The 12,921-nt window shown below is 61.0% G+C and carries 10 protein-coding genes and 1 tRNA gene; 7 read left to right on the top strand and 4 right to left on the bottom strand.

What is annotated here, in order from left to right:
* The first annotated feature begins 63 nt into the window (after positions 1-63).
* The 3 genes from FKG95_RS13570 (at position 64) to FKG95_RS13560 (ending at position 3,870) form a co-directional block, all read left to right on the top strand.
* Positions 64-2,085, top strand: a complete 2,022-nt coding sequence (locus FKG95_RS13570) for a COG4223 family protein (protein WP_142896911.1) — start codon at positions 64-66, stop codon at positions 2,083-2,085.
* A 4-nt stretch (positions 2,086-2,089) separates the two neighbouring features.
* Complete coding sequence (locus tag FKG95_RS13565) at positions 2,090-3,556, top strand: heme biosynthesis protein HemY (protein WP_142896910.1); 1,467 nt, start codon at positions 2,090-2,092, stop codon at positions 3,554-3,556.
* Between the two features lie 238 nt (positions 3,557-3,794).
* A tRNA-Thr gene (locus tag FKG95_RS13560) sits at positions 3,795-3,870 on the top strand.
* Positions 3,871-3,955: 85 nt separating this feature from the next.
* Here FKG95_RS13560 and FKG95_RS13555 read toward each other — a convergent pair.
* Positions 3,956-4,702 (bottom strand): M91 family zinc metallopeptidase, encoded by a 747-nt coding sequence (locus FKG95_RS13555; RefSeq protein WP_179954087.1) that lies wholly within the window; start codon positions 4,700-4,702, stop codon positions 3,956-3,958.
* 149 nt (positions 4,703-4,851) lie between these two features.
* Complete coding sequence (locus FKG95_RS13550; RefSeq protein WP_142896908.1) at positions 4,852-5,649, bottom strand: ion transporter; 798 nt, start codon at positions 5,647-5,649, stop codon at positions 4,852-4,854.
* Positions 5,650-5,980: 331 nt separating this feature from the next.
* Between FKG95_RS13550 and FKG95_RS13545 the strand changes: the two genes are divergently transcribed.
* Positions 5,981-6,535: a PAS domain-containing protein gene (locus FKG95_RS13545; RefSeq protein ID WP_179954086.1), complete on the top strand. Its 555-nt coding sequence runs from the start codon at positions 5,981-5,983 to the stop codon at positions 6,533-6,535.
* Positions 6,536-6,573: 38 nt separating this feature from the next.
* Here the strand turns inward: FKG95_RS13545 and FKG95_RS13540 are convergent, their stop codons facing one another.
* Positions 6,574-7,041 carry a hypothetical protein gene (locus tag FKG95_RS13540; protein ID WP_142896906.1) on the bottom strand — a complete coding sequence of 156 codons (468 nt, stop codon included), beginning with the start codon at positions 7,039-7,041 and terminating at the stop codon, positions 6,574-6,576.
* A gap of 254 nt (positions 7,042-7,295) precedes the next feature.
* On the bottom strand, positions 7,296-8,309 hold the full coding sequence (locus tag FKG95_RS13535) for an ankyrin repeat domain-containing protein (protein ID WP_142896905.1): 1,014 nt from the start codon (positions 8,307-8,309) through the stop codon (positions 7,296-7,298).
* 311 nt (positions 8,310-8,620) lie between these two features.
* Between FKG95_RS13535 and FKG95_RS13530 the strand changes: the two genes are divergently transcribed.
* The 3 genes from FKG95_RS13530 (at position 8,621) to FKG95_RS13520 (ending at position 12,656) form a co-directional block, all read left to right on the top strand.
* The gene (locus FKG95_RS13530) at positions 8,621-9,532 is read left to right on the top strand and encodes an alpha/beta hydrolase (protein WP_142896904.1); all 912 of its coding nucleotides are present in this window, start codon (positions 8,621-8,623) and stop codon (positions 9,530-9,532) included.
* A gap of 20 nt (positions 9,533-9,552) precedes the next feature.
* Complete coding sequence (gene pepN / locus FKG95_RS13525; RefSeq protein WP_142896903.1) at positions 9,553-12,201, top strand: aminopeptidase N; 2,649 nt, start codon at positions 9,553-9,555, stop codon at positions 12,199-12,201.
* Between the two features lie 245 nt (positions 12,202-12,446).
* Positions 12,447-12,656, top strand: coding sequence for a hypothetical protein (locus FKG95_RS13520; RefSeq protein WP_142896902.1), 210 nt, complete (start codon positions 12,447-12,449; stop codon positions 12,654-12,656).
* The last annotated feature ends 265 nt before the right edge of the window (positions 12,657-12,921 follow it).

Here is a 12,921-nt window from a genome sequence, read left to right as displayed (position 1 = left end):
TGAATAAGGGCGCAGAGAGTACAGTTCATCTCATCGTGTGAAGGTCAGCCTTCGGGAAAGAAAATGTCAGATAAAAACAAATCCTCGGGCGGCAGTTCACCGAGTCAGAGCGAAAGCGCAGCCAAAGGCGCGCAGCCCGTAGCCCAGATCATAGAGGCCTTCGGTGGCCTGCGCCCCATGGCGGGCAAGCTCAAGGTTGCGGTCAGCACGGTGCAAGGCTGGAAAGAGCGGGATTCGATCCCGACAGCGCGGCACGGAGAGATTCTGAGCGCGGCCAAGGCCCATAACATCGCGCTGGACCCGGCGGTTTTGTCGTCCAGCGATCACATGACGCGGAACCAAACAGCCAAAACGGCGTCACCTCAGGGGGCGGGCATTACTTCACCAGCAGGTACGGCGGCTGTTCCAGGTGCAGGCGGGCCGAAGGATCAGGACGTGAAAAAAGACGATAAAGCTCCCAAAGCGACAGGACCTGAAGCGACAGGTACCGGACCGGCCAGCCCCAAATCGGCCGACTCCAAACCGACCGGCGCCGCATCGCCTGCGTCCGCGGCGCCTCCACCCGCTGCCTTCGGCGCTCCATTCGAAGATACTCCAGCGAAGGACGCTCAAGCGAAAGACTCCGCACCCAAGACCGCAATTCCGGCGGCGGGTGGGTCGAAACCGCAAGAGGCCAAAACAACTGACGTCAAAGTGAAAGACGCGAAAGCTGCGGAGCCGAAGGGCGCGGCAGCGAGTCCATCTGATTCGAAAGTCCCCGATTCGAAAGTTGGCGATTCAAAAGTATCTGCCGAGCCGGCTGCCCCGGCAGGAAAATCCGGCGGTGGTTTCAGCGGTTTCCTCATGGGTGTCGTCGTCCTGGCGCTGATCCTGGCCGGTGCGGTTTACACGCGGGGGCATTGGCTGCCTCTGGTGGAGACTCTGCCGATGATGGCCGGTGGCGAAGCGTCGGGTTCCGGCGCTGCTGCCGAGGAGACGGCGGCGCGGATTGCGGCGCTCGAGAACAAGCTGGCGGACCTGGAAGGCCAGATGCAATCCGCACTCGACGCCGCTCCGCCCAACACCGCCTCACCAGATTTGGCCGCGGTCGACCAGGCGATTGCGGATGCCAATCAGCGGATCGATGCCCTGGACGGAACGCTTGAGCAACTCTTGGCCGGCGGGGTCGTGATCGCCGCCGACGGTCAATCAGATGGCGATACAGCCGCATCACCCGGTTCGGTGCTGGATCAGCAGGAACTGGCGGCATTGAAGGCGCAGGTCGAGCAGCTTGCCGGAGAGATCGAATCCGGCGCCGGCAGTGCCGCTGATCCCGGCGCGTCTGGTCAGACGGCGGCGCAGCCGGACGATACCCGTCTTGCCGAGCTTACGGCCCGCCTCGATGAGATCGAACAGACCGTGACCGGCCTCGAAGATCCGGCGGAACGCTTAAGCGAACTCGACAGCCGCCTCGACGCGGCGGAGCAGGGGGTTGCAGCGCTTCCGGCACTGGAGTCCCGCTTGTCGGCCGAACTGGCCGCCTTGAGCGAGACCATTCCCACCGGCCCCTCCGAAGATGCGGGCGATGCCGCCATGTTCCTGGCGCTCCTGCAGTTGCGCGAAGCTTTGAGCGGGTCCGGCGCCTTCGAGACGGAACTGGCGCTGGTCGATGGACTTGCGGCGGAGGATGCCGAGCTGAAAGCGGCGTTGGCGCCTCTGTCCGAACGTGCGGCTTCCGGGGTCGCCGCTTTGCCGGGCCTGAGAGTCTCCTTCGATCAGATGGCCGGGAGCGTCGTGGCCGCGGCCCGTGGCGGGGAAGAGGACGACTGGATCGCCAAGACCGTGCGCAAAGTCTCGGAGGCGGTGACCATCCGCCCGGTCGGTCTGGTCGAGGGGGATGATGCCGGGGCCGTGCTGGCGCGGGCCGAGGTCAAGCTTGAGGCAGGTGATTTGGCGGGTGCCGTCGCGGAACTCGATGCCCTGAGCGGATCGGCCGCCGAGGGTGCCGCCGCCTGGCGGCAGGAAGCGGAGGCGCGCCTGGAAGCGCAAAAGGCTTTGAGCCTTCTGGCGACCAGGGCGGCGACCATGATCGGGCTGGGTGGTTGATGTCATGATCAGAGCCCTTCTCCTCTTTCTCAAGATCGCCATCGTCGTTGGCATTTTTGTCTGGTTCGCCCAGAACCCCGGCCAGTTCTCCATGCAGTGGATGGGCTATCAGGTTGACTTCAACAACGCGGCCTTTTTGGTGGTTGTCGTGTTCTTGGCCATCGTCATTTCCGTGGTCGGCTACCTGATCTGGCGCTTCATTCTGAACGCGCCCGGCGGTTTCGGCGCGGCCCGGCGGGAACGCAGGCGGCGGAAGGGTTATCAGGCGCTGACCCAGGGTATGGTCGCGGTCGCCGCGGGCGAGAGCGAGCTGGCCAACAAGCTCTCCCGCAAGGCGGACGCGCTTCTGGAGGAGCCGCCCCTGACCATGCTGCTGTCGGCCCAGGCCGCCCAACTCAATGGCGACGATACCGCCGCGCGGCGCTACTTCGAGGCCATGCTGGAGAACGAGGAGACCCGCTTTTTCGGTCTGCGCGGCCTGCTGATGCAGGCGCAGCGCAGCGGCGACACCCAGGCGGCGCTGGAATACACCCGCAAGGCGCACGCCATGAAACCGAGGTCCGAGTGGGTTCTGACCAATCTCTTCGAACTGAGCGAGGAAACCGGGGATCTGGAGAGCGCGGAGCAGGCTTTGCGCCAGGCGGCGAAGCACAAGGCCATGCCCGAAGCCGAGGCGACCCGCAAACGCGCCGTGATCCAGCTGACCCGGGCGCGGGCCGCCCATCAGGCCGGTGAAATCCAAAATGCCCTGACCTGGGCCCGTGACGCCCACTCCCTGGCGCCGGATCTGGTGCCCGCGACCCTGTTGCTCGCGCGGGCCGCCATGGACGCGAACCGGCGACGCGAAGCGGTCAAAAACCTGGAGAGAGCCTGGCCCGTGTCACCCCATCCCGATCTGGCCCGGGCATATCTGGAGCTCTGGCCGGAAGACACCGAAGTCCAGCGGGTCTCGCGTCTGGAGAAATACGTGGCGGCCCGTGCCGACCACATCGAGAGCCGGCTTATCGTTGCAGAGATTTCCCTCGATGCACGCCTTTGGGGCGAGGCCCGAGCGAAGCTGAACCAGGCCATGGAGGCGGCCAGCAGCAGTTTGGAGCATCCCGAGTCCGCCGATATCAGCGCACTGCCCGGACGGCGTCTGTGCCGCCTGATGGCGCGCCTGGAGCAGGAAGAACACGGCGACGGCGATGCCGCCCGCCAGTGGCTGCAGCGCGCCAGCGAAGCTGCCCCCGACACCGCCTGGGTCTGCAACTCCTGTGGCGCGGTTGCCACCCAGTGGGACCCGCACTGCGGCGCCTGCGCCACTTTCGACAGCCTGCGCTGGCAGAACCCGCCCCATGTGGAAGCCACGTATCTTGCCCTGGAGCACGACGCGTCGGAAGCCACGGGCGGCGCCCCGGACGCGGTGCTGCCGCCTCCCGCGAACGACGGCAAAACCGCGCCGGTTATCACCAGCGCGGTGCAGCGCTAGAGCGCGTCATGTTTTAACGGAAACACTCTGTGTTTTCGCTAAAACATGTGAACCCGCTCTACATCAAACAGTTAGAGCAGACTCACCGGTACGACGGATCGCCCAAGGCGATTCCATCTAAACCGGATCTGCTCTAGGAGATCCGTGTTTCTTTCGGTGCCTGGGTAATCCAGTGGCTTGCGTGCCGCCTCTTGCACGCAACCGCAAACTTTGCTATGCCCCGCATCACAGCGCGCGTGCCCCAATAGCTCAGCTGGTAGAGCACCTCATTCGTAATGAGGGGGTCGGCAGTTCAAGTCTGTCTTGGGGCACCATTTTTTCCGCTCTCGCGCTCAAACCTCTCCAAGACGCATAGCGCGCAATCTTACCTGTATGGGTCTGTTTTGAGCCTGATCCGGCTTAGTAGTTGACCCGCAGCGGAATGCCATGTTCCCGGCGCATCTGATTCTCGCTAATAACGTCGGCGTCCTTGCATTGCCAGCTCGCGCTGGTAAATCCGACCATCTCGATGTGTTCGATGTCGACCATGGACTCGTAGTCGGTTCCAGGGACTTTTGCGGAGTAAGCCGGGGGCGCAACCTTTCCGACGACGCCCACAAGCGAAGTTCCGCGCATCATCCGGTCCGCATGGGATAGCTCGTGTGCGAGAACAATACAGGCTGGCACGTGCTCCCGTTTGCTCTTGCCGCCGACCCAGTTGAGCGTAGACGCGGCGTAGGGATTCCAAACGATCTTTGCGCCGCTTCCCTTGCCGCTTTTGTCCTCCTTAAAGGTCAGATACTCGCCCCAAGACTGCGAGCTTCCAAAGTGTGCCGGGTTGCCGGCGCCTTTCGAGTCGGCGGCTTGCGTGGTCGCACCGCCCAGTTCGTCCTGCGCGTTCGGGTCGTCCACCGCAACAGTGCCCAAGTTCAAACCCGGCGAAGTTTCGATCGTACAAACCGAGGGGTTTATCATCATGCGGTATGCAAGCCCGAAACAGGCATTGTGAGCGTAGGCTGACGGCGGTGGGGTTTTCGGGGTCAGAACCGCGTGAGTGGCACTCCCTGCGCCATCCGCAACTTCAAAGGCGTTTGCATGTGTCAACGCGTTCAGGGCGTCCACGGTGATTTTTACAAGTCCGTCCCCCTTGGCGACGCAGATCGTCATCGCGTTTGTTCTCCCTGGTTGGTTGGACCGGGTCGTGTTTGGCCTATGCCAACCATAGGTCAAGTCCGAGCGGAACGCCATCGGCGCGGGTGGTTTACAATCCGCAATCGGGCTCCTCACGCAGGCGTATTTTTGTGACCGATCAAGCTTCAGGCGGTCTGGGAGCCTTTCCTCAACTCTGCCACTTCCGCCCGCAGGGCCTTGACCTCGGCCAGGATCAGCTCGGTCTCGCTCATCATGGCGTCGCGCTCGGCGCGGGCTTCGGCCTCGTGCTCGGACTGCATGGCGTCGACGATGACGCCGATGAAAAGGTTCAGCACCGTGAAGGCGGTCGCCACGATGAAGGGCACGAAGAGGGCCCAGGCGAAGGGGTGCACCTCCATCACCGGACGCACGATGCCCATGGACCAGCTCTCGAGGGTCATGATCTGGAAGAGCGTGTAGGCGGATTCGCCGATGCTGCCGAACCAGTCGGGGAAATCCTTGGCGAAGAGCTTGGTGGAGATGACCGCGAAAACGTAGAAAATCAGTCCCAGGAGCAACACGATTGAACCGATGCCAGAGAGTGCGCTCAAAAGGCCGCTGACCACACGGCGCATGGCCTCGACCTTGGAAATCAATCGCAGAATACGCAGGATCCGGAAGGCCCGCAGAACGGAGAAGCTGCCGGCTGCCGGGAGCAACGCGATTCCAACGACAATAAAATCGAAGATCCGCCAGGGATCGCGCCAGAAGCCGCGGAAATCGACAAACAAACGCGCTGCGATCTCAAGTGTGAAGATGGCCAGGATGGTCCGGTCCACGACGAACAGAACATTCCCGAAGGCGGCCATGGCCGTGGGGCTGGTTTCCAGCCCCAGCGTGACGGCGTTGACGGCGATCAGGACCAGGATGGTGCGTTCGAACGCTGGAGCGTTCAGCACAAGCTGCAGTCTTTCTCGGAGCATTGCGGAGATTTCCATGATTTGGGGAGAAACGGCAGCTTCTATCTGGGCTTTCGCCACCTGGGCTTCAACAGCGCCGCGCGCATGTCGGTGTTACCAGGATGCTGTAGCAGATTGAAGGGCCGGCGTCATGAAGATCGGCCCTTTCCGGAGTTATTCATGCAACACTCTCTTTCAGAGAAAATGTTCATGTCAGTGCAGACTTAGGATGAATACCCGCTGGTTGCCGGTCAAAGCCGTTGTTAACCTTAGCCGGATCTTTACCCTCGTGTGCCAGTGTTTTGGGAGGTTTTGCGGTGATATGCTGAACCCCACCACACCATGTAAGCGTGTCATGAACTCACTCACTAATCCGGCCCTGACAGACGAGACACTCAGGAGTCTGACGGAACATTGGCGCTCGATGGGGCAGGGGGCTGCCGTGCCGCTGCGCCGCAACTTCGAGCCTATGGCGATCCCGTTTCTGCTTCCCGACGTCTGCATGATTGAATTGACCCAGCCCGAGCGGCGGTTCCGCTATCGCCTGATCGGCACGCGGATTGCCGAGAAGGCCGGGTTCGACGCGACCGGCTGTTTCCTCGACGAATTGGGCTGCGGGACGACGATCACCTTTGTGATCAAGCTGCTGCAGCGTTGCGTCGATCTGCGCCAACCCGTGGCATCGCTGAGCAGTTTCGGGACGGGCGGCCGGGCTTATCTGGTGGTGCGGCGGGTTTTCCTGCCTTTGACCCTCGGCCGCGGTGCAGTGGATCAAATTCTCTGTGGTCAGACCTTCGACCAGAATCCCCAACCCATGCCGTCCGGCCGGGAGATCGACCGAAGCAGCCCCATGTATATGGACCTCGCGGCTTCCAGCCCCGATGCCGAACACGAGTACTTCGATCTCTAAAGCTCACTGCCGCCGATCCTCGGCACGTGCATTCAGCCTCAGAACGTCCGGAGAATAGATCCCCAGTTTGCATAGTCGGCCTTGCGGTACTCGAAGCCGTAACAGGCAAGGGCACCGGGCTGGTCGACGGGTTTGAGGCGGTCATGCCCGATAACATTGCGCAGAATCTCGATATCGCTTGCCTGGGAGATGCGGATTTCCCAAACGGTTTTGTTCTCGCTGGAACTGCGCTGTTGGATACACCACTCGCCCTGGAGCGTGGCGCCGCAGAGCCGGACCAGCAATTCCTTGGGGCTGGGCCAGGTCTTGCCGCTGCGCCGGTTGAGCAGGTCGGTCGGATGCCAGTCGCTTTTTGCCTCCGCAAGAACGGTGACATGGGACGGGTACTTTTTCTTAAAAGCGGGATTGGAGCTGGGTTTCATATACAGAGTCTGAATCGGAGCACGGGGACCAGACTCCCGGTCCTGAAGCGCGCCGTCAAGCGCCATCGCGTGACGAGATCTCATGATCCGGGTCGGGGGTAGACAAACAGCCAGCCGCAGAAAAACGAAAGGCCCCGCCATTGCTGACGGGGCCTAACGAAGCGGTATCACGCACCCGAGATCCGGGGGAGAACCCGGGTACGGGAGTGACCCTGAACCGAAAAGATTACCAGGAGCTTAATGCCTGATTTTGCTACATTTTTGTCTAAAATGCCGGAAAAATATCCAAAAAGTTGTGTGTTTATTCAACTTTTTGTAGTGGCTTTGAAATCAGGACCTTAAGAGGCTTTTTTCACCTTGGAACTCTTTTCCCCGGAGGCTGAGTCCCCGCGAATTCTGTTCAGAAATTTTTTTGTAATTCGGCCATCGGGCGCCATATCGAGCTTCTTTTGAAAAGACTTCACGGCCTTCTCGGTTTTGGGGCCCCAGAGACCGTCCGGTTTTCCCAGCTTGTAGCCCTTGGAAATCAGAAAGGCCTGCACCTCCTTGATCACTTCAGGTGAGGCGTTAACCCTTGCCAGAAAGGTCGAGACCGAATGGTGCTCGAACTGCTCGGCCATGTAAAATGCGGTCTCTCCCGCATTGTCTTCCACATCCATATCCACGCCGGCTTTGATCAGGCGTTTGACCACTGAGAGCCAGCCGGAACTCGCCGCCGCCATCAGCGCCGTCGTGCCGTTGATGTCCTGGGCTTCCATATCCGCCCCTTGCTCCAGCAGCACTGCAACGACTGTATCGTGGCCCTGCAGGGCTGCGAGCATCATCGGTGTCCACTGATGCTCATCCCTGACATCGACCGGGACGCCTTTTTCCAGCAGTGCCGTGACCTGATCCAGGTTGCCGCTATCGGCGGCGGCAAGCAGGCGGGCCCGGTCGTTGTTAGGCCGTTTGACCGGCTGTTTCCGCTCCACCTCCTCGTCGGTGACCGGCGACCAGTTGGCGGCGCGTTCGCGGGCCTCGGCCCGGTCCGACTTCGAGAGGCTCTTGTTCAGACGTTCGACCGCCGCTTCGGCGTCCTTGTGATCCAGTTCCGCCGCCAGGATGTAATACTGCAGGGCGGTGATCGGGTTGGCCCCTACCGTCTCGCCCTTCTCGTAACGCTGCGCAACCAGGAAAAACGATTCGGACTCTTCCTGTCCGGAGAGCGAACGCCATACCTTGAATGCGGGATCGAGAGTCGGGTCGTAGCTTTCTTCGTCGCTGTTCGCTGCCGCTGCCCCGGCAAGAGGGGGTGCGGTATTTGCGATAACCAGGACTGCGGCGAGGATCAAGGTGAGTTGAAAGGCTTTCATTGCGACGCGATCCTAAATCAACCCATTGATGTTTGAAACTCTCGGGATTGGGTTTTTCGCCCGGATCGTAAATTCGCAAGCGTGATCCGAATCCGATCGATGCTGAGACCGCGAATAGCGCTTGTAGAGCCGGCTTGAGGCCTCATAAACTACGAACACGATCAATTTAACTCGTGAGCTTTAACCTAAGTTCCTTGTGCTTAAAATTGCGTGAACGTGAGTATTCGGCAGAGTTTACCGGTGGCTTCGGCCTCGCCAAATTCATTCGACATTCCCATATAGAGCTCAACTCAGAGAAAGCCCCGACTCCAATGCCAGAGATCCCAATATTAGAGGCTGGCGAAGCTTCGACCGGCCCGGTCCTCTTCGGCGGATATGACCAGACCGCCCTGGATGCGCAGTACAATAACCGGGCCGCAGTGCCGGACTTTGCCGACATCGTCGCGGGCTGGCAGCGCGATTCGGAACGCACAAGATCGGAGCTAAAGGGCCATCTCGACGTAGCCTACGGCGCGGGCGACAGGGCCAAACTGGATATCTTTCCGGCTGCAGGCGATGCGTCGGGGCAGGCGCCGGTTCTGGTCTTTATTCACGGCGGCTACTGGCAGGCCCTGGATAAGAGCGTATTCTCCTGTGTCGCGCCACATTACGTCGAGGCGGGCATTACGGTGGTGACGATCGGCTATCCGCTTTGCCCCGATGTCAGCATGGGCGGGATTGTCGCGCACTGCCGCACGGCTTTGCTTTGGCTGTCGGCCAACATTGGAGATTACGGCTGTGATCCGACGCGGATTTTCCTCTCCGGCCACTCCGCCGGCGGACACCTCTCGGCGTTGCTGGCGTCCACCGATTGGGCGGCCGAGGGAGGTGCGGCAAATCTCCTCAAGGGTGCGATCCCCCTCAGTGGCCTCTATGAACTTGAACCGATCCGCCTCAGCTACCTTAACGAAGCGCTTCACCTGACGCCGGAAGACGCGCGTCTTTATGCGCCGCGCCTTCAGACCGGGCGGATATCCTGTCCGCTTCTGCTCGCGGTCGGCGGTGACGAGACCGATGAGTTCCTGCGCCAGCAGCGCGACTTCGCCGCCCATCTCGGCACCCAGGGGCTCACTCCGCAAACACTGGAATTGGAAGGCCTCAACCACTTCACGCTGGTGGATGCGCTGCGATCATCCGGGTCGGTCTTATCCAATGCCATCGTAGATTTCATACAGCAGCCTTAGCAGCACTCAGGAACCCCGTCATGGATGCACCAGCCCCGCAAGCCATTCACCTCGACGCCTACCGTAAGCCCGACTACCGGATCGAGAGTCTGGCCCTGGCCTTTGATCTGGAACCGGAAGCGACGCGGGTGAAAAGCCGTCTTCAGATTGCTTATGACGGATCTCCCTCGGATCTTTCAGAGGCCGCGTTACCGCCGCTGTGGCTGGACGGAGACGACCTGAAACTTCTCTCGGTCTGCGTTGATGGCACCCCGCTGGATGAAACCGAATACCGGCAGGACGCGACGGGGCTTTCCCTCGATGTGACAAGCCCCGGTTTTCTTCTGGAGATCGAAACCGAAATCAATCCCAAGGCCAACACACGCCTGGAAGGTCTCTATATCTCCAGTGGCACTTTCTGTACCCAGTGTGAGGCAGAGGGCTTTCGGCGCATTACCTTCTTTCCTGACCGTCCGGATGTCATGACGGTGTACGAGGTCACTCTGCGCGCCGATAAGGCGCTTTATCCGGTCCTGCTGTCGAACGGCAATCTGGTTGAAAGCGGAGATCTGCCCGACGGTCGTCACTGGACCCGCTGGGAAGATCCCTTTCCCAAGCCCTCCTATCTCTTCGCGGTCGTGGCGGGCGATCTGGCCTGCGTGGAAGACAGCTTCACGACGGCGTCGGGGCGCGAGGTCGCTCTGCGCATTTTCGTCGAGCACGGCAATGAGGGCCGCTGCGCCTACGGCATGGACTCACTGAAACGTTCCATGCGCTGGGACGAAGAGCGCTTCGGCCTGGAATACGATCTCGATCTCTTCAACATCGTTGCGGTCAGCGACTTCAACATGGGTGCGATGGAGAACAAGAGCCTCAATGTCTTCAATTCGAAGTGCGTCCTGGCCGACCCTGATACCGCGACGGACGCGGACTATGCTTCGATCGAGGGGATCGTCGCCCACGAATATTTTCACAACTGGACCGGCAATCGGGTCACCTGCCGCGATTGGTTCCAACTCAGTCTCAAGGAAGGACTGACGGTCTTCCGGGACCAGGAGTTTTCCGCCGATATGCGTTCGGCGGCGGTCAAGCGCATCCAGGACGTGCGCAGCCTGCGCGCGCGGCAGTTTCCCGAAGACGGCGGACCGACGGCGCATCCGGTACGTCCGGCCTCCTACATCGAGATCAACAACTTCTATACCGCGACGGTTTACGACAAGGGCGCGGAAGTCATCCGCATGATGCAAGGTCTGCTGGGGCGCGAGGGCTTCCGCAAAGGTATGGATCTCTACTTCGAGCGCCATGACGGCCAGGCGGTGACCTGCGATGATTTCGCCGCGGCAATGTCCGATGCGACCGGAGTCGATCTGAACCAGTTCAAGCTCTGGTACTCCCAGGCCGGAACGCCTGGCGTGACCGTAACAGGCGAATACGACGCGGCGGCCCGCAGTTTCGAACTGACCCTGTCCCAGACGATACCCGACACGCCGGGACAAAGCGGCAAACGTCCTATGCATATACCGCTGGATTTTGCATTGCTCGATCCGGACGGCCAGCCGATGCCTTTGAAGCTGGCCTGCGAGGAGGCTGCGCCAACGAGCCGTGTGCTGGAGTTGCGCGCGGCACGGCAGACCTTCCGCTTCGAAAACCTGGATCATGAGCCCGCGGTTTCCATCAATCGCGGCTTCTCGGCGCCGGTCAATCTCTCAATCGAACACACGCCCGCGACGCGTGCGGTTCTGATGGGGCGTGATGGCGACAGCTTCAATCGATGGGAGACCGGTCAGCAGTACGCGACCGGACTGCTGCTCGAAGCCGTGGAGGCGGGTGGCGAGGGCCGGCAGACGCCCGAGGCTCTGATCGATGCCCTGCGCGAAACCCTCCTGGACGAGGCCCAGGATCCGGCCTTCCGCGCTCTGGCGCTGACCCTGCCGGGTGAGGCCTTTCTTGCCGATCAGATGAAGACCGTCGACGTCGACGCGATCCATATCGCACGCGAGAAGATGCGCGGCGACATTGCCCGTGCACTGCGGGACGAACTCCTGGAGACGTACCGCGGCATGCAGAGCAACGCGCCGTTCGAGCCAACGGCGGACGCCGCGGGTAAGCGTGCATTGAAAAATCTCGCTCTGGGGTATCTGACCGCTTCGGGGAAAGCGGAAATGTGGGATCTGGCGGTGGTGCAGAGCCGGAATTCGGACAACATGACCGACCGCATGGCTGCGCTCGCTCTGCTCACCGACAGGCAAGGGCCCGAACGCGACGATTGTCTGCAGGCTTTTTACCAGCGCTATCGGGATGAGCCGCTGGTCGTCGACAAGTGGCTGGCACTTGAGGCGATGTCGGTCCTGCCGGGCACGCTGGAGCGGGTGAAGGGGCTGTTGAAACATGAGGCCTTCACTCTGACCAACCCGAATAAGGTGAGGGCTTTGATCGGTGTTTTCGCCGCCGGCAATCCTCTGCGGTTTCACCAGGCCGACGGAAGCGGTTATCAGTTTCTGGCGGATCGGATTGTGGAGCTGGACCGGATCAATCCGCAGACCGCGGCGCGGCTGATTGCGCCGCTCGGCCGCTGGTCGCGCTTCGACGGCGCGCGGCAGGCTCTCATGCGCCAGGCCCTGGAGACTATCCTCTCCGCGGAGAACCTTTCGCCGGATGTTTATGAGCTGACGTCCAAGTCCTTGACATGAACCCGATCGGGAGTGTCATTTAGGTGCCTGGCGACGGAGTCCGAGAGTTCCGCGAGGCAAGAACGTCGTTTGCGGAGATCTCGGGTAGAAAAAAATCCCCCCTGCGCTCTATTGCAGTTGAGCGGTTTCATCGCCAGATCAGTTAAAAGCCGCGACGGTGGATGTGAAGATAAAGAATCGGCTTTCTTCTGCAGCCCGGCGTAACCGGTTGCATAGCAGGCAGTGGCACTTAGGCAGAGCGGAACGTGAAGAAGTATAATTTGATCATCGAGCCCTGGCGGGACCTGCCTGGAAGCGTGCGGCGTGGCCAGAGCGGTTTCCGCTGGCGCGTGTCCTGGGAGCTGGAAGGCCTCTACTATGCGGAAGGCTTCGCAGACTCCCACGCCGAGGCCCGGGAAGCGGCTGAGGCCTACCTGATTGACAAAGGCGTCAAGCTGGGATGGCAAAGCGCTTAATGACTCTGCCCTTAATGACTCTGCCCTTAATGACTCTGCCCTTAATGACTCTGCCCTTAATGACTCTGCCCTTAATGACTCTGCCCTTAATGACTCTGCCCTTAATGACTCTGCGCTTGATGTCCGGGTGCCGGGTCTGAGCGTGAAGTCTGAGCGCCCGAGCCCAGTGATCGGTCCGGTGTTCCTGCGTTCCGAACTTATCCGGCGTTTCGAGGCTGCCTGTCAGCTTGAGTTCACCAGTAGGCTGATGACACCTGTGCGCAGG

This window comes from Denitrobaculum tricleocarpae, from assembly GCF_007004665.1.
Taxonomy (GTDB): domain Bacteria; phylum Pseudomonadota; class Alphaproteobacteria; order Kiloniellales; family Kiloniellaceae; genus Denitrobaculum; species Denitrobaculum tricleocarpae.
The sequence above is the reverse complement of the archived record's forward strand: the minus strand, read 5'-3'. Positions and strand labels throughout refer to the sequence as shown.